We start from the raw sequence: 23,874 nt of genomic DNA on the forward strand, positions 1-23,874 counted from the left end.
AGTAGCTCCGCTACGAGGGCTTCCCGGCGCCTTGCGACGCACGGCACCAGACCACGCGCCCTGATCGGACGCTCATAGTGAAAGGACCCCTTAGTGGATTCGCAGGGCCAGTCACGGCGATCGCGTGCACCGCCGTCAACGATCGCCCTGTGGCCGTCATCGGCAGCGACACCGGTTTGAAGAAGGGCGACCGTCGCGTGGACGTGCGCGATGTGGCCACCGGCCTCCCCATCGGTGAACCTCTCACAGGCCTCCCTGGCCGGGTGTACGCCCTGGCCTGCACCGCCCTCGACGACCGCCCCATCACCGTCATCGGCGCCGGCGGGCGGGCCTATATGCACGATGTAGCCACGGACCGATGCACGGACCTCCTTTCCACCGGACGTCACGGCTGGGTGTCCTCCGTGGCTTGCATCGTCCTCGACGGGCGCCCCCTCGCTGTAATCAGCGCCGGCAGCACGCTGGGCGTTTGGGACCTGCGAACACGAAAACTCGTGGAGAGTTTCGTCGTGCCGAGCCTTGCGCAGACTGCAGTGGCTCAGGACGGCAGTCTCGTTGTTTCGCTGCGACGTGATGTCGCGGTCTTCCGGCGAACGGGCACCAGTTAGAAGTTGCTGCCAAGGCGGCCAAACAGTATCCATCATGTGTTGATCAGGCATGAGAAGGCGTGCCCAGGCATCGCAGGGCGGGGGCATCGGCCAGGTTCGGCCTTGGCCGTGACCTGACCCCCCGATCACAGGAAAGGTGTTTCCTTCAGAATCTGCTGCCCAGTGGTGGTTGGCGTGAAAATGGCATGGTCCTTCGTCACTCACTCCGGTAACGAGTGGGGGGCATCTCTGGCAGCATAAACGGCCAGGTCACCGCGCTTGCGCCACTGGCACTCAGAGGATGACATCCCCTGGCAGCATCGGCCTCACGGGGCGCCGAGCGCTGCTTTGGGCCGACCAGGCTGGGCGCAGGCGGTCGTGTCAGGCTCCGATGCCGATGTAGGAGACGTAGGTGTAGGCGCCCCAGTCGGAGTCGAGTTCGGCGATGATGTCGTCCCAGAGGTCTTCCATGGTGTTCAGGTCGCTGGCGACGAGGGCGTCGACGGCGTCGTCCCAGATGTAGCGGACCTGCCGGTGCTGGATCCTCAGGTTGTCGCGGCGGCGTGGCTCGTCGACGGCTGCCTGGTTGACGGGGTGGATCTCGATGCGGGTGCCGCGGCCGCCTCGGTTGAGGTGCTGCTTGAGGGCGCCGGGGTTGGCGAGCACGTTGTGGGCGCGGAGGTTCCAGTAGGCGGTGTCGATCGCTTCGAGGTTGGCGGGGCGCGGGCGCTGGGTGCCGCGGGTCCAGGCTCGGATCGTTGTGGGGGTGGCGTGGATGCCGGCGTCGGCCAGAGCCTGGGGGCCGCCTTTGGTGGTGGTGAGGTAGCGCATGCGGGCTTTCAGGCCGCGGCGGGTGTTGACCGGGGATTTGATTCCGCCGTCGATGATCATGCGTTCAAGGGCGTCTTCGAGGGCGCGGGCGAGGGCGATTTTGCCGTCGACGTTTCCGGGGTCGCGATCTGCGCCGTAGTTGCCGAAGTTTTTCCATCCGTCGGTCGACATCTATCGGGCGTTCTTCCTCGGCAGGGGGTACTGGTCTTTTTGTTTCATCTGGGTGGTGAGGCGGCCTTCGGTAAAGACGGTGCGCCAGTCGCCGGCGACGTGGAGTTCATCGGTGCCGCGGACGCGGACGACGGTCAGGCCGTTGCTGCGGGCTCGGTGGGATTTATACCAGAGGTTGGCGAATGCCTGGGAGCGGATGATGTGCATCCAGTCGGGTCGGCGGATGTCGCGGTTGACGCTTGATTCTCCGATGGTGGAGGTGAATTTCGAGTACATGGCTTTGATGTATTCGACGGTCACCATGTCGTCGGTTTCGATGGCTTTTGTGCGGGCCTCGGTCAGGACGCGGCGGAATTTTTCCAGGAGTCCTTCGCTGGCCCCGGAGGTCCAGCATTCGGTGATGTGCGGGGCCTCGCACAGGCCAAGGCGGGCGCAGCGGATGAGGAGGCGGATGGTGGCGTCGTCGAGGAGGACGGGGCCGTCTTCGCGGCGGTTGCCGATCGGGTCGGGCAGGTCGGGGTGGTGCCAGGTAGGGCGGGCGGGGAGGCGGTAGATGCCGGAGCGTTTGGGGTCGAAGCCGCCGTGGGGGTCGTGGACCAGGGCGCCGATGGGCAGGTGGGTCTTGAAGGCGGACAGGAAGCTGGCGTTGGTGTCGAGAGCGTTGACGGTGATCGGAGGGTGGGTGTCGTTCTGCAGGGCTTCCATGAGGTGGGTGTTGGTCCAGTTGTGGCGGCCTTCCCAGATTTCGTCGGCGCCGTCCTTGGTTTTCTTCCGAAGGAATTCGAGGGTTTCCGGATAGACGGTGTGCTCGTAATTTCCGCCGACGCGGGTCGCTTCGAACAGGGCCATGGCGTGCGGTACGGCCTTTTTCACCAGGGCTTCGGTCGCGGCAGTGATGTCACCGTCGTGGTCGTGGAGGGCTTCGTCGACGGCACGGGTGATCATGCCGGTGAAGTAGCTGTAGTCCCGGTTTGCGTAGCCACCCTGGGGCGGGGGTGAGGCGGTGGTGCGGCGGGGCGTTGACCTGCGTGGGGCGGCGGCGGTGTGGGCCGTCGGGGCGGGCTGGGTGGCCGTGGGGTCCGGGGAGAGGCCGGTGGGGGCTTGGAGAGGCGTCTGCGGGGTCGGCGCGGGGGCGTGCGGGGGCGTTTGGGGTGCTGAAGTGGGGGTGAGGGGACTGGCGTAGGGGTCGGTGATGCGGGCGTGGGCGAGGTCGGCGTGGAGGGTGAGGGTGGCCTGCGGGCCGAGGTCGCGTTCGGTGACGGTGGCGTGGATCTGGTCGGCGTCGCGGGTCAGGGTGATGGTGATGTCGAGGCTGAGCGCGGCGATCAGCTGGGGGTCGTCGGTGTCGACGGCGGCGAGGACGGGGAGTTCGTGGGTGCGGGCCAGGTGGGCGAGGGCCTGGGCGGCGTCGGTGATCTGGGCCGGGCCGGACAGCGGCAGCCGGGGGTCCTCGGTGGTCTGGAGGCGGTCGACCACGACGAGGGCCAGGCCGGGCAGGTCCGGGACGCTCTCGGCGATCGCGTCGGTGGTCAGGTCGGTGCCGTCGTCGATGTAGAGCGGGGCTTGGGCCAGGTGGTGGTGGAGGGCCGCGGTGTCGTCCTGTTCGGTGGGGGTGAGGCGGCCGGCTCGCAGGCGGCGGTAGTCGACGGGCAGGTGCGCGGCGACGATGCGTGCGGCGATGTCGGCGCGGGTGAGTCCGGAGGCGGCGTACAGGACGGGTTGGTGCTGGTCGAGGGCGCTGGTGCGGGCGGCGGCGGTGACGATCAGGCTGGATCCGGCGCCCGGGGCGGCGGCGACGAGGTAGAAGCGGCCGGGCTGGAGTCCGCCGAGGACGTCGTCCAGGGCGCGGATGCCGGTCGACAGGCCCATCAGGGGTGTGGGTGTGGTGGTTTCACCGGTGGGGGCGGTGGTCGGGAGGACGGTGTCGAGGGCTTGGGCGAGCGCGGCCAGGCGTCGCGGGGTGCGCGGCGCAGCGATGGCTGGTGTGCCGCCGGCCGGGAGGGCGGGCTCGTGGCCGGTGCCGGGCATCGCGGGAGCAGGGGCCGGCGGGCTCGGCTCGGGCGGGGTCGAGGGCGGTGCTGGGAGGGCGGTCGGCGGTGTGACCGGGTGCTGGAGTGCAGGAGCGGCGGGGCTGGGGTCGGCAGCGGCTGGCGGGCCCGTGGGGGCGGTCGGTGGGGCTAGGGTGGTGCCGGGTGAGGCGGGGGGCGTATCGGCAGGTGCAGGCGTGTCGTGGGCTGCCGGTTCCGGCTGGAGTTCCGAGGACGTGGTGGGGGCAATGGCCGCTTCGGCAGAGGGAGTTGCCGGCGCGGGTGCGAGGTCTTTGGCGGCTTCGTCTGCTGGTGTGGCCGGAAGGGGGTTCTGGACTGTCTGCAGGCCCTCGGGGGGTGGGGTGGAGTCCGGGGCTGATGTTGCCGCCGGGGCCGCTGTGTCAGGCGCGGGCTCGGCGTGAGGTGCGGGCGGGGCGGGGGTGCCGTCCGCGGCCGCGGCGATCAGTACGGCGACGGGGGTCTTGTGGCGGCACAACACCTGGGGGTGGCCCTCGGCGCCGTACTGGACCAGATCCCCGAGCTGTCTGCGGGCGTCCGCGATGCTGTGGGTGGGGGCTTGGATGAGGTCCCAGCCCAGTTCGGTTGCGTGGGCGGGGGTGGTGAGCAGCGCGTGGTGCGGGCCGCGCGTCAAGGGGGTGGGGTGCCCTTGGATGGCGGCGTCGATCAGCTGCTTGAGTGCGTTGCGGGCCCCGTGCAGCGTCGCAGGGCGGGTGGGCGCCAGGGCGTGTGGTGTTCCCGCGTCAGGGGTGGTGGAGGTTGTTCTCCGCTCGTCCAACGGGCCCTCAGCTGACTCGGGTTGAGTGTCCTCGTCGTGTCGGCGGCCGGCGTTTTCAGGGAAACTCAGGGGCCAGTGGCCTGCCCAGCGCGGAGCCGGGTCGGACGGCTCCGTCGAGGTTGCGGGCGGGGCAGTGGGGGCGGAGTTGTCCGGCACGGCAGCGCCGGAAGACGCCTCACCGGCAGTGCGGGATGAACGCGAGGAGGACACCCAGGGACTCCAAGAGCAGAAGCGGTAAGCGGGTTGCGAGGGACAGGTCGGGCAGTGGGCCGCCGAGGGGGTGCGGAGCGACCGTGCCGTCAAAAATGTAACGCTGCCACCCAGTCTAGCTGGCGGTACATAATATTCGCCCGAAGTTATGTAACGCTCGCCGCTGAATTATGCAACGCTGCGGTCGGGGTCTCGTGTGATCGCGGGGCCTGGTCCTGGCTCCGGGGGGTGACGGTGCGGCAGGCCCTCAGCCCGGGGGCCCGTCAGGCGTGAGCGGCGGCCCGCTCCATGGGTGACAGGTTCCGCCATGGCCTTCAGTCGAGCGCGGAGAGCGGCCCGCTCAACGGTCTGCGTTTTGTCTATCGGTCTCGTCTCGGGCTCATCGTCAGGAGCACACGATGGAGACTCGGTCGCCCTCGAGCCGATGTGCTCGGGCTGGGCCTTGGCGGCCGCGCATGGCTACTCCCCCGTAAGCCATCACAGCGGCGGGGCCCCACGGTGCTGCTCTAGCGGAAGGACAACGTCCGGGATCCGGCGACAGGTTCTGCCCGCTCGCCCCCGCGATGACGCTCAACTCCCGCTGATCGAAATGGAGTACGGAGCACACAGCTATTGCGCTAAGCTCGCCGTTCATCGCGCCCCGTACGGGCACGGTTCGGGATCGCCAGGTCCGGCCAAGGCCGGAATCGCACCCTGATGCCTCCGTACGCGGCCGGCCCAGGCGCAGGCCCGGCTACGGCCGGGATCCGATCTGGCCGGGAGCACAGGAAAACCCTGTGCGCCCTTCCACGTCACGGACCGGGTGGCACGTGCTGCTCCGGTCCTGCCGACCGAAGGCAGAAACTCCGATGGACAGCACGGCCAACATGGTCCTGCCCACGATCCCCGAGCGGGCCCCCACGGACGCCACTGAGCACCTGCAGAAGAACATCCGCGGTTGTCCCGCCGTCTTTCAGGCGGACTGGATTCCAGACAACGACGGCAGCGCGATCTTCGCTCGAGCATGTGTGGAACCGGGCGCCGTACGCCCGCTGTTCCCCGCGGACTTCGCCGGCACCGGGGAGGAACTGGGCTTCCTCAACGGCGGCGTACTGGCCGGTGTCCGGCAGGTCCTCGCCCCCAGTACCCGGCTCTACACTCTCGATCTCCTGCTCGTCTCCAACATCCGGGACCTGGAGCAGAGCGACTACAGCGGCGCCGAGGAGATCCTCGGCGCGCGGCCCTTCCCTGCTGCGACCGCACCGGACAAGACTGCGGTCCTGGAGCTCCTGGCCTCCGGGCCGCAGGCGCTGGACTGGACTGCGGCACGGCAGCGGTGGGCGCTCGAGCAGGTACGGCTCAGCATGGCGGGCCGCTCCATCGCGACGGTCACCACCGAAGGCCAGCGCCGACCAGCAGACGTAGCCCTGGCCCGCGTCGTGGACAGTTCCGGAAAGATCTTGGCAAGGGGCCTGCTGGTGATCGACGGCCACGGCCGGGTCGCCGCCAAGCTGGACGCCCTGTGCCGGTTCTACCAGGAAACCGGTCTCCCCTATGACGTCCTGGCATTCACGACCCTGCCCGCTCAGGAGCAGATCCTCGTTCTGGACCACCTCGGCGCGGCGGTACGCGCCGCGCGGGCCGCGCTGAACGAGACGGATACGTCGTCCGGCACTGTCGACTTCACCGTCCGGCACAAGGGCCGGGACCGGGAGGTCAGCATCCCGGCCAGGCTCGCTCTGGAGGCGGTGAACAGCTGGACCACCACGGCCTCCGTGGTGGTTGCCGGTTACCGGGAGCAGGAGCGCGCAGACTTCTCCGCGTCCATCACCCGGCGCTACGAGTCCATCCACAACGACGCCACCTCGCTGCCGGGCGGGACCGGGGCGGCGCGGCTCGCCGAGCAGGCCGTGGACCAACTCGCCGACGCCGGAGTCCTGGATGCCGTCCCCGGTTACGGCCGGACGATCGCGCGGTACCTCAAGCTTCCCTCCGGCCGCCCTGCCGGACTGGAGCTGGAGTACCTGGCCCTGCTCGCGGTGTGGGCGTTCAGCCGGAGGACGGCCGCCGCCCAGCGTGTCTACGAGGCTCTCGGCCTGAACGGTGGCGCCGGCAGCCCGCAGGTGCACAACAGGGGTGAGGTCGTCGCACACCTTGTGCGGCGTTGCCTGCCCCGCGCGAAGGCCGAGTATCACGCGGCCGCGGCACAGTCCCTGCTGGTTGGTTCGAACAGCCTGCCCACGGAGCCCGTGCAGCGATCGTTCCGCGAAGTCATCGACGACATCACCGGCAATCCGACGCCGCGGCTGCGGACGGCGGCTCTGGCCGAGGCGCGCGTCCGCACGCTGATCGCGGCAACCGCCAGCGGGATTCTGCAGGCCGCCTACGGCTCCCAGGCCAGCACCCGGCCGCGCGGCCAGGCCAGTGCCTTCGTCAACCGCATGCTCACCGACGGCGCCGCTCCGCGAGCCGCATGGGGCCGACGCCAGGCCGAAGCCATCGTCGCCACCTACTGGCAGTCCCAGGGCGCTGTCATCCCGCCCCAGGTCGTCCAGGACAGCCCGCCGCCGAACGGCACCCGCTACGAGCCGGTCACCAAGAACGGCGAACCGGTGCCCGCCACCGACAAGTGGCTGCGTCATGCCTGGCACAACCGGCGCCCTGAGAAGATCATCACGAATGATCAGCACGAGACGAACGTCTCGGAGCAGCTGACCCTCGCTGATACGGCGCTGACCGCCTACGCACTCCATCTCGGCCCGACCGGCACCGTGACCCAGCAGTGGCTCGATGGCACCCGCAACCAGCTCTTCGACCTCACCGGCACCGTGAGCCGCCTGCGCGCCACCTGATCTCTGGCCACACCTCCCCTCCGGTCCGGGCGTCTGCTGGCCGTACCGCCTTCCTGCGGTCCATCGGCTGCGGCAGACACCCGGGCCGGACATCGGGCCACCGATGAGCACCATCGAGGAGTCACGGCCCGGCCAGCCGCCCCCGGGACGACACGAACGGCCCGGGCCCGGCTGCGGCAGCTCGTGGACGGCGGCGCCGCCATCGCCTGCGCTCTCTCGCCCATACAGCGGGCCACGGCATCGTCCGCGGTGCCGCCGGCGCCCTGGGCGCCAGCTCGACCGGCGGATTCTCCGGGGATCCGGCAGCGCTGACCCGGCGGAGCTGGTGGCCCCGGTCCCCCAGGCTGGGGCCACCCATTTCCATCAAGGCGCCTCGAAGAACGGCAATCCGACGGCAGCGAGCTTCGTCTGAAGATTGATGTCTCTCGTGGCCACATAGACCGCAGAACCTGGGTGCCGGGACTGCAGCAACAACGTGGAGGCCACGAAGCGGTCGTCCGGCACGTCCAGGTCGAGCCAGTTCGGCAGGGTGTCGCCCTTGGGTTCGATGTGCTCGAAGATGGCGTGCACGTCGCCGGCCACCCGTACGCCGCGCAGCACGTTGCCGTTGGTCCGCAGCCCCTTCAGGCGGCGGTCCGCCTTCTTCGCGGCGTCCCGGAGATCCGGGGTGCGGCCGGCGAGCTTCTTGTCGTCCAGTTCCCGCAGGACCACCGGGAACAGGTGGACCATGTACCGCTTGCCGAGCACGGACGTGTAGAGCGCCACATCGGGGTCATCGAGCAGCATGTTCGTGTCGACCGTGACGCGCACCGGCCATTCGTCCTCGGGTAGGAGCTCGCCCAGCTTCCGGAGCGTGGCCGCCGCTTCCTTGATCTTGTCGGCGGCCCCTTCGATGGTGGCAGGAATGGTGGTGTCCCGGGGGCGCTCAAGCCAGCGCTGCAGCAGGGCCAGGCTCTTGTCGAGGCGTTTGGTGACCTCCGGTGTCGGGTGCGGGAACAGGAGCCGGAACAGCGGTTCCCATTCCCGAACTCGCCCCAGCAGCTCCATCCTTCGGGCTTCGAGTTCGGGACTGCTGGGTACCCAGCCCCACTTCGGCGCTCCGAAGTGAACAATGCCGTTGGAGTGGCGGTTGGGATCAACGTTTCGGATCTGTGAGTCCGCGAGGACCTGCAGGAAGTCCGCTTCCATCAGGTCCAGGTCCGACCGGAGGCGATCGAGGTACGTCGGCGGGGCAGGTGTGGAGGCCATCTGCCGATGATGCCGCACGCCGCTGACAAACCCTCCCGTCAGCGCGTCGAGACGGCGGCGGGCTGGTGCAGGGGCAGCGACGCCAGCGCGTAAGACCGGCTCCCCACAAGGCCCGTACGCCTGCGGTGACGTGGGCGGACTCCCCAGCGGACATTCGGCTCGCGCAACCGTTGTCGCGCCCGTATACGCATCAGTTGTCGCAGGTCGGCGCATCGTGCAACTCGGTGCGGACGATGGCTTCGAGCGCGTAGGCTCCGGCGGCATGGCCGCCGACAGCATGGTTCAGCTCGTCTCCTTCCTCACTGCACAGCAGCCGTACGAGATCGTGGGCACGCCGGAGAGCGAGTGGGTCGACTTCAAGAGCGTCCCTCCCAACGGGCCGTACGACCTGAGCACCCACAAGGGCAAGTTCGAACTCGCCAAGGATGTCGCAGCGTTCGCGAACGCCGGCGGCGGCCTGATCGTGTGCGGCTTCAAGGCGAAGAAGCGGCCGAACGAGCTCCACGAGGTCGTGGAGAAGGTGACGCCCTTCGACAAGAAGGTGGTGAACACCGACTCCTACAAGGACGTCCTCACGGAGTACGTACGCCCGCTGCTCAAGGTCAAGTTCTTCTGGTACGACCACCCCCAAGGCGACCCGGGGGCGGCCGGGCACTACTTCGTCCTCGAGGTACCGGCGCTGCCTGAGTCCGAACGGTGGGCACTCGTCACCCGCGGGATCAACGACGACGGCCAGTTCATCAAGAACAGCTGGACGATCCCGATCCGCAACGGCGACACCACCGCTTTCCTCCCGCCGGATGAGGTGTACCGGCTCGTCAACGACGGCCTGCGCGTGCGACATGGCCGAGCTGGCTCCGCCGTGCCCGCTCCGGCCGCGGACCGCGTCAAGAGCCGGGAGGACCTGCGTGCCGCACTGGGTATGGAGGAGACGCCGGCGCTCTTCTTCCAGAGCGTCCCCGATCACCCGCGCGGCCTTGTCCCCGGCATGTATGCCGACGGTGGTCTGCGGGACGTCCTGGACAAGCAGGACACGCTCCGGGACGCCAATGCCTTCAACTGGGCTTCTGTGTACAGGCGTCCGGAGCCTCGTGAGGGTGGCCTCCTGCTGGCCGACGCTCCCCGTCGCGGGCTGCTGGTCGAGTCGGACGGGGCGGTCACTGGGGCCGCGTCGGCGACCTCGGAAATGCTGGGTTGGGCCATGGAGCGCTACTCCGACGGCGGAGCACGCAGGATCAGCGTGTTCGTGCTGACCGAGATCACGCTGGAGTACTTCCGCTTGGTCGACCGGCATGTGCTGCCGCTGGTCGACGGCTCATGGACACATCGCATCGTCGCCTCGGACTTCACCCAGTCGCCCGGATGCGTACTCGCCGCCGGTGATGACCCGGCCTTCCCGTTGCGGGGTGCTCCGCAGCCAGCCACGAGCGACGACTGGAACCACAGCTGGCAGGCCCTGGGCGATCCGGAACGCGATGCCTACGAAGCACTACGCCACATCTACGCGCTCTTCGGTCTCGATGTCCCCGTCAACCCGTTCGTCGACGGGGACCGCGTGAGCACGGCCAAGCTGCTGCCGAAGAGGTAGCGGGCCTCCGGCCCGGTCGCCCTGCCCGGTTGGCGCACCATGATGCCGGCGCCCGTTGAACCACGCGGTCCCAAGCCGGGGGCCCCGGGGATGTGGTTGATCCCCGGGAGTTTCGGTGTTCTGGCGGGTCTACTGGGTCAACGCGGCGAGGGCCTGCTCCGCCATCTGGACGCCCATTGTGGCCGCGATGGTGGTACCGGCCTCCAGGAGCTTGTCCTTGAGCTGGGTGGCGAACTGACGCAGGCGGCCCGGCTCAGGGTTCGCGGAGGTCGCCTCAGTGTGAAGGTCCCGGGCGACGCGCTCCAGCTCGGCTCGGTCCGCCTCGGGCATGCCCAGGGTGGTGCTGACCTGGCCGATGTACCCGGCGAGCTGGGCGAACAGCGTCGGGTCGACGCCGTCGGTGTTGGTCTGGGTGAAGTGCTGCTGTTCGCCAATGATGATGCCCTTGGCGTTCGGCATGTAGTTGTTGTACGTGGTGCCGGGGCGGGACTGGTTGATGTGGTCCTGCACGCTTCCTCCTGCCAGGGCGCAGCTGACGCCCTGGGGTGTGATGGCGACTGTGGCGGGGTCGGTGTCGATGAGTTCGATCAGCTTGTGCTCTACCAGGTGGGCGAGAGCCTCGTGCAGATCGTCGCTGGAAATGGCGGACCCGGCGAAATAAGCAGCAGGCGAGGTGAGGAAGAGCGCCGGGTCGGCGGGCTGCTGGTCGCCGGCGGTGTCGAACAGCCACCGCTGGAAGGCGTCCATGGTGCAGCGGAGACGAGCGGCGCGGTCTGTCCGCAGCTTCTTCAACCGGTGGATCGCGGCGCGTCCGGCGTCGGTGAGATGCACGTGAGGCATGCCCCCATAGGCGCGCAGCACTTGGACCAGGTCGTCTTTCTCCAACTCGAAGGCAAGCACCAACGGGTCCTCGCCATCCAGTCGCTGTTCCTCCACGAACCGGGTCACGTTGACGTAGCTTCCGGAACTGAGCTGGGCCTGCTCCCCCAGCCAGAGCAGGAGCCGGGACAGGACCGGAGCGCCTTCGGCGGTCTCACGGCCGGGCAACGCGCCTCCTTCTGCAGACGCCTCCGTCTGGATCGGCACGCGGATCGGGTTTCGCCGGGCCGCGCGTTCATAACCCTTGGCGATCTCCTTGAGGTGCTTCTCGATCGCGCGCTGATTGATGGAGTTGCGGGCCACATTGCCCTCCTGTCGCAGATGACTCTGTGCCAAGGCTACGGAGCGGAACTGACAACGAGAGCCGCGACTGGTCGGCACGTCGCATAATGATCGTTTGTGGTGTGGTGCGCGGCCGCGGGTGAGGCCACCGGCCCGGCGGCGTCCCCGAGCGGGTCTGCCCGGGCACAGCAAGAGCCTGTTGGCCTGTCCTGCCGCCTTCACGAACCACCGATCGAAGCATCGCCGTGCTTCGGCGTCTGCAGCACACAAACAGGAGCGGACGGCTCGTACGTGCTCTTTACACCGAACCGGGTTGCTCTCACCATCAATGGCCTAGGGGTGCGGCCGGCACATGCCCGCCCATCGACCTGGAGGGGGCCGGGATGGGTGTGTTATGGAAGCTGGAACCGGCGACAGCCGCCAAACACCGCCTGTACCAGCGTTACTTGGATGCCTGGTGGCCCATTCTGCTGCAGACGTCCCAGCGCACTGGTTATGCCCGCCCCCGCGTCACGCTCCTTGACGCGTTTGCCGGTCCCGGCCGCTATCAGGACGGCGAGCCGGGCTCGCCCGTCTTCATCCTTGAACGTCTGCTGAACCACAGCGCGGTCGACCGCATGCACCTCAGTCCGCGGCGTGTGCACCTGATCTTCATCGAGAAGGACCCTGCCCGGCACAAGCATCTGATGAGCGAACTCCACGCTCACTTTGGTCCGTTGCGGGACCTGCCGGTCCACCTCGAGGTCCAGCGCGGTGACGCCGGCACCGACAGCATGCCCCTGCTGACCCGGCTGGGTGCCTGGGGCCACCCCATCCTCGGCATCTTCGACAGCTGGGGCAGTGTCAATGTTCCGCTGGACGTGATGAGGCGCATCGCCCGCAATCCCTCCAGCGAGGTCGTCACCACCTTCGGACCCAACTGGTTCAGCCGTCGCGAGAACCTCAACCCGGATGTCCTCGACACGGTCTTCGGCGGCCGGGCGTTCTGGGCGCCCGCGGATGCTGAACTGCGCCCCGACGAGCGGTGGCGCGTGTGGCTGTCGACCTACCGGGACGCGCTGCGCCGGTCGGGCTTCCCGTACCAGCTGCAGTTCGAGCTCGTCCCCCGCACCGGACAGCCTCTCTACCTCGTCTTCGGCACCGGCAGCACGGCCGGCCTGAAGGCGATGAAGGACGCCATGTGGAAGGTCGACGACCGGGATGGCGAAAGTTTCCGCGACCCGCGCACGCGCGGGGCCATCCCTGACGGCCAGATCGACCTGTTCCAGGCGGCTGGGCTCGCCGACACCGAGCTTCTGGAACTGGTCGCGCAGCGCCTGTCGATGGGACCGGCGACGGTGGAGACGGTGGGCGAGTGGCTGCTGGCCGAGACCTCGCGCTGGCTGCCGAAGCACGCCCTGCAGGCCATACGGGAGATGCGACAAAACGGTCAGGTGACCCTGCTCTCCAGTGGGAAACTCACGACGAAGAGCCAGGTCAGCCTGCCCGCCTGAAACGGCATCCGTCCAGGGGCACTCTGGTCCGCAGATCAGACGTGGACGCGTTCCTCAGGGTATTCACGGACCCGCAGAGCGGCAGGGAACTGGCTGATCTCCTTGTGTTCCTTGCCCCAACGGGACCCGAGCTGCTTCACGAACGCAGCGCAGCCGGACTGCCGGGACCTGGCCACCACGTCCGCCGCCCAGGCCAGGTCCATGGGGCGGGCCCCAGGCCCGGATTCGCCCCCGACGATCACCCAGTCGATGCCTGTCAGATCCAGGCCGCTCAGCGGGCCGAGCAAGGGCTCGCACGACAAGAACCTCACTGCGGCCGGCACCTGGCGCAGATCCTCGATGCGGGGCAGTTCCTTCGCGCTCTCCACCGAGACGCCCATCCAGAGGTTCGCCGGCCATTCCAGCTTCCCGGCGATCTGCCGCAGGCGTCGGGCCCGTTTGGTGAGGACCTGGTAGGTGTGCTGCGGCGTCTCAGTGATCACCTCGAAGACCTGCCGGACGTAGTCAAGTGGCACCCGGGCGTGGAACAGGTCGCTCATCGAGTTGACGAACACCGTCCGTGGGCTCTTCCACCCGTACGGCACCCGCAGGGCATCCGGATGCAGCGTCAGCCCGAAGCCCAGCCCTGACGTACGCGGATCACCGTCGGCCTGGTATTTGGCCGAGCCCATCGCCTTCAGCCGCTTCGCCAGCGTCAGCGCATAGCAGTGATCGCATCCAGCAGAGATGCGGTCGCAGCCCGTCGTCGGGTTCCACGTCGCCTCGGTCCACTCGATCGCGCTGCGGTCACTCACTGGCCGGCCCTCCATCCCCTCGAACCGTGCCTCACGTCGGCGGCCCGGTCACAGGCGCTGCATCCCCAACGACGTGTCGCAGCACCGGACACCGGCATCCAACCACCTGGTCGGCGCACGGTAGCCACTAACTCAATAATAGAACGTTTGTCTTAATTTTTGGGGATGGTGGGCCAGCGCAAACCAGCCACCCTGCCAACGGTCGGCAAGCGGTTCCGGCTTGTTGACGGCATTTGCTGACGGCCAGAACCTGATGCACCGTGCCCGCAGCTCGGCTGATGCGCAGGCTGCGGGCGCGTGCCGGGAACTGCTCATCCGCGTCGGCGGCCGGGCTGTGCCCAGGCGTGGACGGTGTGCTCGGTCAGGTGGGCGAGGACGGTGTGGTTGGCCTCCCAGCCGTCGGCGACCTTGGAGGCGGCTCCGGGGTGTGCGGGGTCGTTGGAGGGGTGGGCGTCGAGGAGTTCGGCGATGCCGGCGCGGGCCACGATGATGCAGGCGTGGCGGTGGCGTGAGGTGAGGACGCACAGGCGGCCGGCTTCCAGGTGGAAGGTGGAGGCGTCGCCGCGGCCGGAGAGGGGGTGCAGGACGATGGTGACGCGGAATTCGCAGCCTTGGAGTCGGTTGGCGGTGTCGACGGTGATGCCGTGCAGTTGGGGGTAGTGGCGGGCCAGGAGCGTGCGGATGTGGTGGGCCTGGCTGCGGTGGGCGGTGCCGATGGCGATGTCACCCGGCTGCAGGACGTGGCCTTCGGGGTTTTCCTCGCAGGTGGTGATGGCCTGCCGGGCCAGCAGCCGCTCGGCGATGCCGAGGACGGCCTGGAAGGCTTCGATGTCGTGCTGGCCGGTGATGCGGGCCGGTAGTTCGAACAGTGCCCATCCGGTTCGGGCGGCGTGTTCGATGACCTCGTCGGTGGGGGTACGCATGCCGCGGATGGAGAACGTGAGGGTGCGGTCGGCTTCACGGCTTCCGGCGTGGAAGGGCGTGAAGGGGTAGAAGGCGTCGTTGATCAGGGGGACGGCTGAGGGCGGCAGGCGCCAGGACACGGGCAGGGTGTGGACGGGCAGTTCGGGGTTGTTGCCGAGCAGGACGGCGACCGCGCTGTTCATGGGGTTATGGGGCAGGCCTTGGAAGCGGTCGGTTTCGACCGTGGAGAAGGGGTCGAGCTGGCCGGGGTCTCCGACGAAGAGGGCCTGGTCAAAGAGGCCGGCGGTCCACAAGAGCATGTCGGAACGCATCTGGTAGGCCTCGTCGATGATCGCCCACGGCCATCGGCGGTCGGTGATCGTGGCCCATTTCATGGCGGTTCCCACGATGACGTCGGCCGTCTTCTCGAGGGCTTGGATGCGGGTAGCGATACGGATGCCGGAATGTGCCTGCAGGTCGTGCGGGACTGAGTGTTCCGTTGCGGTGAGCCGTGCGGTGCGCAGATGCGGGTGGTGCCGGGCGAGTCGTCGTACGAGTTGGTCGACCTGGCTGTTGGTCTGGGCGATGACGGGGCACGGGGCGTTGGACTGCGCGAGGGCGTCGGCGGCTCGGGCGACCAGGGTGGATTTGCCGGCGCCGGGCGGGGAGTGCACGACGATTCCGCGGTGGGTGAGTGTGGGCAGTTGGTCCAGGATGGCGCGGGCGGCCGTGTCCATCTGCTGCTGCGGCGAGGGCTGGTGGGGAGGTGTCACTGTTCTTCCTCGCCGTCTCCCTCGTCCGTGTCCTCGTCGCTGTCGTCCGGGTGGTTGGCAGGAGGCCCGCCATGGGTCCAGGGGGTCTGGTCTCGTGAGGGAATTCCGGCATCCGGTAGGAATCCGGTGCGATGGTGAACACGAGGAAGGCGCCGGCTTCGGGCAGGACGTCGTAGGTGGGACGGTCGGCGTGGCCCATGCCTGCGGTGATCTCGAGTTCGACGAGAGTGTCGCCGTCGGCGGGAGTGATCTCGCTGATCTTGTAGCCGGCCTTGCGGTAGGTGTGGCAGGCCAGGAGCTGGCCGGGTTCCATGCGCAGCGGGTCGGACGTGGACACGGTGAACCGGGGCCGCCATTGTGGCCGTCCGGTGGGCCCGCGCAGGGTGTGCTTGGAGTCGATCGCGGTGACGGTGCCACCGAAGGCTTCGCCGATGGTGCGCAGTTCGGCTCGTGCGAAGGGGTCGTCGGCGGTGCGTTCGGCGGCGAAGGCGGCGGCCGCGTGTTCCATGTGGGCCAGGCGGACGGCGGCGCCTACGGCGTGGTCTCGGGCCGGCCGGGGGCGTCCGTCCTGGGCCACGTGCAGGCATTCGTCGGTGAAGGCTTCGCGTTCGTGGTCCCAGCGGCGTGCGGTGCTCTTGGCTTCGGGGAGGGCCTGCAGGAGGGCGTAGGCCTGCCACATGAGGTCCCAGGTGGGCTGCAGGTAGGTGGCCAGCAGGCGATCGAGTTCTTGCAGGGTGCGGGTCTGCTCCTGGGCCAGGGCTTGGCGCCGGGCGCGGGCGTAGGCGTCGAACAGGGGCACTAGGTGGTCGTTGTCGAAGGCGGCGTCGGTGGCTGGTCCCGCAGGGCGGTGGGTGGCCGGGTCTTCTGCTGCCAGTGCGGCGTCGCGTCCAGAGGCTGCGTGGCGGGGCGGGTCGATCCACGCCAGCAGGGTGGCCAGGCCCTCGTCCTCGAGGGGGCTTTGGCCGCTGATCCAGTGCATGGAGAGGAAGCTGGTCATGGGGATGAGGGCGGCTGAGCCGGCCAGGTCGGCGCGGTCGGTGAGATAGGTGAGCCAGTGCCCCAGGCGCTGAACGGCCCGGGAGCCGGGATGGTGGTCGTCGACGCTGCGGAACCGCAGGTCGGCTCCGAGGTCTTTCAGGTGCTGCACGGTCTGGGGGTTGGGGACGAGGATCTGGGGGGCGTCGGTGTAGCGGCGGCGGGCCGGCTTGCTGGAGGTGGCGGGCAGGTGTTCGCTGTGTCGCTGGCAGGCGTCGATGTAGGCGGTGATGGTGTCTGCCAGGGAAGCGAGCATGGGAGTGGTGCTGCCTGAGGGCGGGGCGAGCAGGAGTTGGGGGCGGCGGGGATCGGTGCCCAGCATGACGGCCAGCGGTCGTGCGGCGGGCCCGGTCTGTTTCAGGGCCAGCAGCATCAGCGGCTGGTCGCTGAGGTGGAGGTGGCGCAGCTGGCTGGCGCGTTGGGCGTTGCCGGTGGAGGCGGCGCGCAAGCGCAGGAGCGTGGTGAGGCGGATCATGCGCTGTCCGTCTGGAGGTCTGCGTGGATGCGCTGTGCGTGGCGCAGGGCCTGGGTGAGGTCCTTCTGGCCTCGTGAGGGGTGCAGGTGCCCGTCGGTGAGGGCCAGGGCCGTGGCGATGGTGTCGATTCCCGCGAGGTCTTCGCGGACTGCGGTGCCCAGAGCGGCGGTCTTGCCCTGGTGGCGGGCCTCGGCACGGCAGTGAAAGGCCAGGTCGCAGTGGTGGCGGCAGCCGGGGGTGTAGTTGGGCCGCACGGTGGCGAGCGCGGCAACGAGTTCACCGCGGGGCCGGGTCGGTTTCTGGTCGGGGCCGGGCGCCAGGTCGAAGGTGGTGTCGGGGGGAACTTTGTCCAGCAGTTCGGGCAGGCGCCGCAGTCTGCCGAGGTGGCGGCTCAGGTTCTTGATCTGCTTGTGGGCGCTGAAGGGCGTGGCGGTGGGGTGGCGGGTGAAGTTGCGCGGGTTGACCAGGACCACGGTGTCGGAGACGCGCTCTGGCGGGAGACCCTCCTCAGCAAGGAGTTCCCGCAGGGCCAGGACGTAGGCAGCGGCCTGGGTCAGCGCTGCGGTGGCCTTGATGGGGTCGGGCTGTCCGTGGATGACGGGGAAGGATTTGATCTCTACGACATAGAAGACGCCCTCGCGCTGGAAGGCGATGACGTCGGGTTCGAGGTAGGCCTGGTGGCCGGCGACGGTCAGACGCAGTACGGGGTGGTCGAGCAGAGTGCGGGGGTCCGACCTGCCGTGTGCTGCTCTGCGGATACGCGAGCGGGTGTGGATGCGGCGCAGCCGCAGAGGGGACTTGTCGTCATCGCTGCCGACGCTGTTGACGTCCTCGTAGGACACCTCCGGCACGCTCAGGCCCAGGGCCTGGCGGAGCAGCGGCACCAAAGGGGCTCCGGCCTGGGCGGTGACCTGGCGTTCGAAGGCGATGCCGTAGTCGAGGGCGAGCTGGGATTTTCTCAGCGGCCGCGGGAGGCCCAGATGGGCGGCGAGGGCGTCTTTGTCGATACCGGCCGCATCCAGCAGCGAGCGGCGATCGCAGCTGGGATTGGCGGTCAGCGCCGCCAGGGTGCGTGCATTGTGCGGGATGGGCGCAGCGGTTCCGCGTAATACGCCCAGTCGTTCGTCGAGCGAGCTCACTGATTTCCTTGGCGGGACAGGGCACAGCCGTGCTGGTTGCAGAGGTGGATTTAGGAAGTGCGGCGCAGGCGGGCGGTGTTGCGCAGGATGTTGCCGAAGATCTGCTCCGCGTCGCCGAGTTGCTGACGTGCGCGCTGGGCCGCTTCGGCGCGGGTGTCGGCGTCGTCGTCGGCGTGGATCTCCAGTTCCGCTGCGGCGGCCCGGCGCAGCGCGTCCAGGTCGAGCGGGCCCCGGGGGGCGTCGCCGTGGATGTTGCGGCTGTAGTGCAGCAGCAGCTGCTGGACGGGTTGCGGCATCCCGGCGTCGCTGGCGAGGTGTTCGGCGGCGTCCGCGAGCCGCACAGCTGAGGTGAGGAAGTGGACGCGCTGGGTGAGCGGTCCCACCAGGCGCTGCTCCAGTGGCCAGGTGCTCAGGGCGAGCAGCGCGCGGGCTGGTGAGAGCAGGTCGGAGGTCAGCGCGGGACAGATGTAGTAGGCGCGGCCGTAGGGGGCGGAGCGGAAGGAGCGTTCCTCGTCGCGGCGCAGGGTGGTCATGCGGGCCGTGTTCAGCGGGGTGGAGAAGAACGCCTGGTGGACCTGGCTGAGCAGTTTGGGCGAGGCGGGGACGGTGAGCAGGGCGAGCGCCTGGTGGACCTGGTCGCGTACGGGCACGTCCTGGTTGGGCTCGGCGACTGCTGGCGCGGGCTCTGGCCGGACCCCTGGCTGCCCCTCCGGCTGGGCCGTGTCCGGGACCTCACTGATTCCGCACAGAACGTTCCACGCGTGTCGAGTGCGCGTCAGTTCCTCGCCCAGGGAGTGCACTTGGGCGGTGTCGTGTTGTGTGAGCGCCTGCCGGAGCGCCTCTTGCAGCTGCTGCATGCGCTTCTCGAGTGCGACCAGATGCTCATCCATGCCCGCATGCTAGCAGTCCCTCGGGTATCCCAGTTTCACTCCAGGAAAGTGTGAAGGACGGCTCCTGGAGATCTGGTCGCGTACAGGCGCGGCCAGGTGAGGCTCGTTGGCTGTAGGCGTGATGTCGGCTGGGCCGTGTGCGGGACATCGCTGAGCCCGTACAGAACGTTCCAGGTGCGTCGAGTGCGTGTCAAATCTGCGCATGGACTGAGCACTTGGAAAGTATTGTGTTGCGTGAGCGCCCGACGGGCCGTCTCCTGCGGCTGCTGCATGCGCTCCTTGAGAGCGATCATGCGTTCGTTGATGCCCGGACGACGGCATTCACTCGGGACGCCCAGTTTTACTCCAGGGAATTTGGTGTACAGTCCCGGGCTCATACGGCACCACTGGTGCTCTCCTACGCCTCGCTTCCCAGAAGGGCGCACGAAGGCATGAGACTGCTCCACACTTCCGACTGGCATTTAGGCCACATCTTTCATGGGCACGCCCGCGAAGAGGACTTTGACGCCGTCCTGGCCGAGATCGTGGCCATCGCCCAGGAAAGCCAGCCGGATCTGATCGTCCACAGCGGCGATCTGTTCCACCATTCCCGTCCCACCATCCGGGCCATGTCGCGCGCCATGGACGCCCTGATCGAACTCGCCGCCATCGCCCCCACCGTGGTCCTGGCCGGCAACCACGACTCCCCCGCATACTTCAAGTTCTTCGGCTCCATGAACGGTCCCTTGCGGGGCCGGGGCCTGTTCTTCGCCGATCGGTTCCGCCCCGCGGACGACGGCGGTGTCCTCACCTTCGACGCTTGCGGCGGTGAGCAGCGAATCCGTCTGGCCGTCCTGCCGTTCGTGCATCCGAACCACTTCTGGCAGCACTCAGCGACCGGCACGTCGTACGCCGACTACGCCGAGGGGATGCGCGGGCTGCAGGCGGAGCTGATGAGGGCCATGCACGAGGGGTACGAGCCTGACCGGGACATCCTGCTGTTCGCGGCCCACGTGTACGTCACCGGCGCCCAAGGCTCCCGGGGCGGACGGGCGGTGGACGACCGCTTTGAAACCGGCCCCGAGAATCTTCCGGAGGTTTCCTACGCCGCTCTCGGGCACATCCATCGCCCGCAACCGGTGCGGGGCGCCAGGTGCATCGCTCGCTACGCGGGAAGTCCGCTCGCCATGGACTTCGGCGAAGCCGACGAATCCAAGAGCGTCGTGATCGTCGACGCCGACCCGGGACGACCGGTGAGGGCGTTGCCCCGCCGGCTCTCCAGTGGCCGACGGCTGGCCCACTTCCCCGGGACTCTGGAGGAGTTGAAGGCCGCGGCTGCCCAGTACGACGGGACCTTCCTCAAAGCGGTGATCGCCGGCGAAGAGCCCGACGGGCTCCTCAGCCAGAAGATCGCCGAGATCGTCCCGAACGCGATCCTCGTCAACCCCGTACCGGCACGGGAGGCGGCCGCCGAGGCTGTCATGGACGGTGATCCCGGCGAGGAGCCGGAGCTCCCCGACGCCTTCCGCACCTACCTGGCATCCGAGGGGCTGAGCGGCGCTGCCGCAGAGTCCACCGTCACCGCATTCACTCACCTGCTCAACGAGCTCGACGACGAGACGCTGACCCCGGTCCCGGCCGAGGACATGCTCCGCGCTGCGCTGGAAAACACCTGGACGGAGGCGTCGTGAAGCCCAGCCGGCTCATCGTCAGCGGAATGCGCAGCTACCCCGGCACCTGCACCATCGACTTCACCGGGAAGCGCCGGTTCGCCATCCTGGGCCATACCGGCGCCGGCAAGTCCACTCTCCTTGAGGGGTTCACCTTCGGCCTGTACGGGGCGAGCTCGTGGTCGAGCAAAGCTGACGAAGCCTACGAGCTGATCAGCACCGGCAGCCCCAGCATGCACGTGACGTTCGAGTTCTCCGTGAACGGCCGCCCGTGGCGGGTGCGGCGCACCCTGTATGCAAACCGCAGGAAGCCGCAGGCTGTTCTGGAGTCCATGGCCGAAGGCGGCGCCGACCTGCGGGTCGACAACATGCGCGCGGTTACAGACGCCGTCACCCAGCTCATCGGGCTGGACTGGAAGGGCTTCGTCAGTACGGTCCTGCTGCCCCAGGGGAAGTTCGACAACCTGCTCAAGGCGAACAGAGGCGACCGTGCCGACATCCTGCGGCACGTCTTCGGCATCAACGAACTGGAACGTGTCCGCAAGCACGCCGGCGTTCGACTGGAGCGCTTGAGCGCGGGCATCCTCGATGCCAGGAGTGCCCGGGCGGACCTCCTGCGAGATCCCCATGCCGTCGCCGCACAGGCGGCGCTGGACGTGGAGCGTACGCGTGGCATCGTGGCCAGCCGGCGCGAGCGGCTGGCCGCTCTGCGCGCGGCGCAAGGGCGGGCCGTCGCGCACAAGCACCGCAAGGCCGCTCTGGACAAGGCGGCACGGCTGCTGCGTGAGCGCAGCGTCCCGGATGCGGCTGTAACCCTGGCCACGCTGGCCAAGGCGAAGACGGAGATCGATGCCGAAGCCGCAGCGCAGGAAGCGGCCGGACGCGATCTGAGCCAGAAGCTGGATGCGGCGCAGGCCGCCCTGGAGGCAGCCACGCAGGCCGGTGACACGGTCCGGTCCCTGTCCGGTGCGGTGACTGTGCTCTCCGGCCTGCCGCGCCGTACAGCCGGGTTGGACGCCCTGATGCAGCGCCTCGAACAGGAGCAGCTGCAGCACGGCGAACATGAGCAGGAGCACACGCAAGCACAGCAGGAACTGGCCAAATACGAGCAGCGCCTGGCGGTTCTCGTCGAGGAAGCCGACCTGGCACAGCATGCCGTCACCCAGGCCCGCGCCCACACCGACCAGATCCAGGAGGCCGTCCGGGGCCCGCTGCAGGAAGCCACCGCCGCGGCGGCACATCTGCAGTCGGCCAACACGGCGCTTGAGGCAGTCGAGGAGCAGCGCGGCCGCGTCGACAAGCTCGAAGCTGAGCTACGTCAGCTGCGCGGGGCACGGGAAGAAGCCGAGGAGGCACTTGCTGCGGTGCAGCGCGGCGAAGCCGCCCACACGGCGGGTTCCGCTCTGGCACCAGGGGACGCCTGCCCGGTCTGCGTCCGGCCCCTCCCGACCGACTTCACTCCCCCCTCCCCCCTGGACGGCAAGGCGCTTGGGAAAGCCAGAGGTCAGCTCACCAAGTCCTCGAAAGCCGTGAACACAGCTGTAACCACCGCAGCGCAGGCAACGGCCCAGCTGAGCACGACCGAGCAGACGGCCCAGAAGCACCAGCGCGCGCATCTGGCCGCCCTCGAGCGCATGGACACTGCACTGCTTCAGCTGCAGGAGCTGGTGGACACGATGCGGCCGGACGTCGTGCCGGGTGTGGCCACGACTCTGGACATGCTGAGCCGACAGACGGCCGCGCAGGCGCGTGCCCTCGCGGGCAGCGACCCCAAGAACCGGGCCCAGATCACCCGTGCGGTCAAGACACTCGTCCAGCCGCTGCGCGCTGCGGAAGCAGAAACGCTCGCGGCCCACACGAGCGCCCAGGCAGAGCTGGCGACCGCGCAGGCCGAGAAGGAGGCGGCCCGGGCCGACCTCAAACGCCAGCGCGGCCGCTTGCAGCGCGAACGCAAACGGCTGGAGAAGACCCAACTGCAGTACGAGAGCGACCTGCAGACACTGCTGACCGAGGTCGCCGGTCTCCCGGCCTCGGTACGACCCGCCCAGGACACACCGCAGGACCTCCCTTCCCCGAAGGACATCGCCTCAGCGCTGGAGACAGCCGGTCAGCGCCTCGCGCAGCTCGAGCAGACAGCGCAGGCACGTGACGAAGCACAGCAGGCCCTCACCGAGCACGCCGAGCACCGGCAGGCACTGGACGGACGGCGCCAGCGCAAGGTGGAGACTCCCACCCGCAATCTCATCCAGAGGCTGGAGCGTTGGGCGGACGCTGCCACCGACGCGGAAAGTCTCCTTGACGGCGAGGCGCCCAAGGAACTGCCTCCTGTCCCAGACGGATCCGACCTGGCCTTCGTCGACGACTACTACCTGGCCCTCGCCTCCCTGAGTCGGCAACTGGCGGGCGCACTGAAACAATCCGGGCAGCGAGCCACGGACGCCATCCACGCGTTCGAGAAGGACCTCACTCTCCAAGCCGGGGCCGCCGCCGACGAAACCGACGATGACCCGGGCTTCCCGGTGCCGGAGAAGAGCGACCTGCTGGCACCCGCCGTTCTCGACCCGCTCAGCCGCAAGACGAGCGAGACGGAAACGGCGCTCGGCAAGGCCAAGTCCGATCTGCGTACCGCACGGTCCCAAATTCCCTACGCCGAGGCACTGGACTCTGCCATCACCGCCGCGGATGAACAGGCCGCAGTGTGGAGGAAAGTGAGGGACCAGCTCACCGACACGAAGTTCCTCACCTATCTCACAGACCAGCGCACCCAGGCGCTGCTCCGCTACGGAAGCAGAATCCTCCAGCAGATCTCCACCGGGCTCTATGCCTTCACCGAGGACTTCAAGATCGTGGAGTCCGCCACGAACCTCACGCGCGGCCGAGAAACCCTCTCCGGCGGGGAGAAATTCCAGACCTCCCTCGCGCTGGCACTGGCATTCGTGGAACTTCACAACCGCAGCAACAGCAAGCTGGAAAGCCTGTTTTTGGACGAAGGGTTCGCCTCCCTGGACTCCGACCGACTGGACGCCACCCTTCCCGTCCTGAGCAACGCTGCAATCCAGGACAAGACCCTCGCAGTCATCAGCCACCTGTACCCGGTGGCCGACGCCGTCGAAGACGTGCTGTTCGTCGAAAAGACCGCCCAGGGCTCCACAGCCACCTGGCTCACGCCGCAAGAACGCGCCACGATCATCCGCGACGGGATCCGGCGCATGCTGGAACACGCCTGAGCAACACCGGGCCGGCCATCAGTGGCGCCAAAGAGCCGTCCGCCCC

At 68.5% G+C, this 23,874-nt stretch carries 15 protein-coding genes; 7 read left to right on the forward strand and 8 right to left on the reverse strand.

Annotated features, from left to right (window positions below; translation table 11 throughout):
- Window positions 1-149: 149 nt before the first annotated feature.
- Complete coding sequence (locus tag HDC93_RS35600; RefSeq protein ID WP_185014950.1) at window positions 150-608, forward strand: WD40 repeat domain-containing protein; 459 nt, start codon at window positions 150-152, stop codon at window positions 606-608.
- Between the two features lie 360 nt (window positions 609-968).
- On the opposite strand, the gene HDC93_RS35605 is transcribed toward HDC93_RS35600, so the two are convergent.
- Both HDC93_RS35605 and HDC93_RS35610 read right to left on the reverse strand, forming a co-directional pair.
- A complete protein-coding gene (locus tag HDC93_RS35605; protein ID WP_185014951.1) occupies window positions 969-1,589 on the reverse strand; it encodes a hypothetical protein in 621 nt (206 codons plus the stop codon).
- Complete coding sequence (locus HDC93_RS35610) at window positions 1,590-3,617, reverse strand: DnaB-like helicase C-terminal domain-containing protein (RefSeq protein ID WP_185014952.1); 2,028 nt, start codon at window positions 3,615-3,617, stop codon at window positions 1,590-1,592.
- Between the two features lie 1,853 nt (window positions 3,618-5,470).
- Between HDC93_RS35610 and HDC93_RS35615 the strand changes: the two genes are divergently transcribed.
- Complete coding sequence (locus tag HDC93_RS35615; RefSeq protein ID WP_185014953.1) at window positions 5,471-7,453, forward strand: hypothetical protein; 1,983 nt, start codon at window positions 5,471-5,473, stop codon at window positions 7,451-7,453.
- Between the two features lie 363 nt (window positions 7,454-7,816).
- Here HDC93_RS35615 and HDC93_RS35620 read toward each other — a convergent pair whose 3' ends face one another.
- On the reverse strand, window positions 7,817-8,641 hold the full coding sequence (locus HDC93_RS35620; RefSeq protein ID WP_221517537.1) for a PIN domain-containing protein: 825 nt from the start codon (window positions 8,639-8,641) through the stop codon (window positions 7,817-7,819).
- Window positions 8,642-8,963: 322 nt separating this feature from the next.
- Here HDC93_RS35620 and HDC93_RS35625 point away from each other — a divergent pair, with 322 nt between their 5' ends.
- Complete coding sequence (locus HDC93_RS35625) at window positions 8,964-10,289, forward strand: helix-turn-helix domain-containing protein (RefSeq protein ID WP_185014955.1); 1,326 nt, start codon at window positions 8,964-8,966, stop codon at window positions 10,287-10,289.
- 129 nt (window positions 10,290-10,418) lie between these two features.
- Here the strand turns inward: HDC93_RS35625 and HDC93_RS35630 are convergent, their stop codons facing one another.
- A complete protein-coding gene (locus HDC93_RS35630) occupies window positions 10,419-11,471 on the reverse strand; it encodes a hypothetical protein (RefSeq protein WP_185014956.1) in 1,053 nt (350 codons plus the stop codon).
- A 362-nt stretch (window positions 11,472-11,833) separates the two neighbouring features.
- Between HDC93_RS35630 and HDC93_RS35635 the strand changes: the two genes are divergently transcribed.
- On the forward strand, window positions 11,834-12,943 hold the full coding sequence (locus tag HDC93_RS35635) for a three-Cys-motif partner protein TcmP (protein ID WP_185014957.1): 1,110 nt from the start codon (window positions 11,834-11,836) through the stop codon (window positions 12,941-12,943).
- 35 nt (window positions 12,944-12,978) lie between these two features.
- Here the strand turns inward: HDC93_RS35635 and HDC93_RS35640 are convergent, their stop codons facing one another.
- Together HDC93_RS35640 and HDC93_RS35645 are read right to left on the reverse strand one after the other, a co-directional pair.
- Window positions 12,979-13,737 carry a DUF5131 family protein gene (locus tag HDC93_RS35640; protein ID WP_185014958.1) on the reverse strand — a complete coding sequence of 253 codons (759 nt, stop codon included), beginning with the start codon at window positions 13,735-13,737 and terminating at the stop codon, window positions 12,979-12,981.
- Between the two features lie 311 nt (window positions 13,738-14,048).
- On the reverse strand, window positions 14,049-15,377 hold the full coding sequence (locus HDC93_RS35645; protein WP_185014980.1) for an AAA domain-containing protein: 1,329 nt from the start codon (window positions 15,375-15,377) through the stop codon (window positions 14,049-14,051).
- A gap of 130 nt (window positions 15,378-15,507) precedes the next feature.
- On the opposite strand from HDC93_RS35645, the gene HDC93_RS35650 reads away from it, so the two are divergent.
- A complete protein-coding gene (locus tag HDC93_RS35650) occupies window positions 15,508-16,215 on the forward strand; it encodes a hypothetical protein (RefSeq protein WP_185014959.1) in 708 nt (235 codons plus the stop codon).
- Window positions 16,216-16,919: 704 nt separating this feature from the next.
- Here HDC93_RS35650 and HDC93_RS35655 read toward each other — a convergent pair.
- Window positions 16,920-18,062, reverse strand: a complete 1,143-nt coding sequence (locus tag HDC93_RS35655; RefSeq protein ID WP_030720191.1) for a hypothetical protein — start codon at window positions 18,060-18,062, stop codon at window positions 16,920-16,922.
- Window positions 18,063-18,112: 50 nt separating this feature from the next.
- A complete protein-coding gene (locus tag HDC93_RS35660) occupies window positions 18,113-18,952 on the reverse strand; it encodes a hypothetical protein (protein WP_185014960.1) in 840 nt (279 codons plus the stop codon).
- A gap of 137 nt (window positions 18,953-19,089) precedes the next feature.
- Here HDC93_RS35660 and HDC93_RS35665 point away from each other — a divergent pair, with 137 nt between their 5' ends.
- Window positions 19,090-20,622, forward strand: coding sequence for an exonuclease SbcCD subunit D (locus HDC93_RS35665; protein WP_185014961.1), 1,533 nt, complete (start codon window positions 19,090-19,092; stop codon window positions 20,620-20,622).
- Window positions 20,619-23,828, forward strand: a complete 3,210-nt coding sequence (locus HDC93_RS35670) for an AAA family ATPase (protein ID WP_185014962.1) — start codon at window positions 20,619-20,621, stop codon at window positions 23,826-23,828. The genes HDC93_RS35665 and HDC93_RS35670 overlap by 4 nt, the downstream gene beginning before the upstream one ends.
- Window positions 23,829-23,874 lie beyond the last annotated feature (46 nt).

It is taken from the genome of Streptomyces sp. AK010 (assembly GCF_014207295.1).
Taxonomy (GTDB): domain Bacteria; phylum Actinomycetota; class Actinomycetes; order Streptomycetales; family Streptomycetaceae; genus Streptomyces; species Streptomyces massasporeus.

Excerpts from the sequence above, each read along its gene's own strand:
- HDC93_RS35605 (WP_185014951.1), bottom strand. The coding sequence starts at position 1,589 with ATGTCGACCGACGGATGGAAAAACTTCGGCAACTACGGCGCAGATCGC.
- HDC93_RS35610 (WP_185014952.1), bottom strand. The coding sequence starts at position 3,617 with ATGCCCGGCACCGGCCACGAGCCCGCCCTCCCGGCCGGCGGCACACCA.
- HDC93_RS35615 (WP_185014953.1), top strand. The coding sequence starts at position 5,471 with ATGGACAGCACGGCCAACATGGTCCTGCCCACGATCCCCGAGCGGGCC.
- HDC93_RS35620 (WP_221517537.1), bottom strand. The coding sequence starts at position 8,641 with ATGGAAGCGGACTTCCTGCAGGTCCTCGCGGACTCACAGATCCGAAAC.
- HDC93_RS35625 (WP_185014955.1), top strand. The coding sequence starts at position 8,964 with ATGGCCGCCGACAGCATGGTTCAGCTCGTCTCCTTCCTCACTGCACAG.
- HDC93_RS35635 (WP_185014957.1), top strand. The coding sequence starts at position 11,834 with ATGGGTGTGTTATGGAAGCTGGAACCGGCGACAGCCGCCAAACACCGC.
- HDC93_RS35645 (WP_185014980.1), bottom strand. The coding sequence starts at position 15,377 with ATGGACACGGCCGCCCGCGCCATCCTGGACCAACTGCCCACACTCACC.
- HDC93_RS35660 (WP_185014960.1), bottom strand. The coding sequence starts at position 18,952 with ATGGATGAGCATCTGGTCGCACTCGAGAAGCGCATGCAGCAGCTGCAA.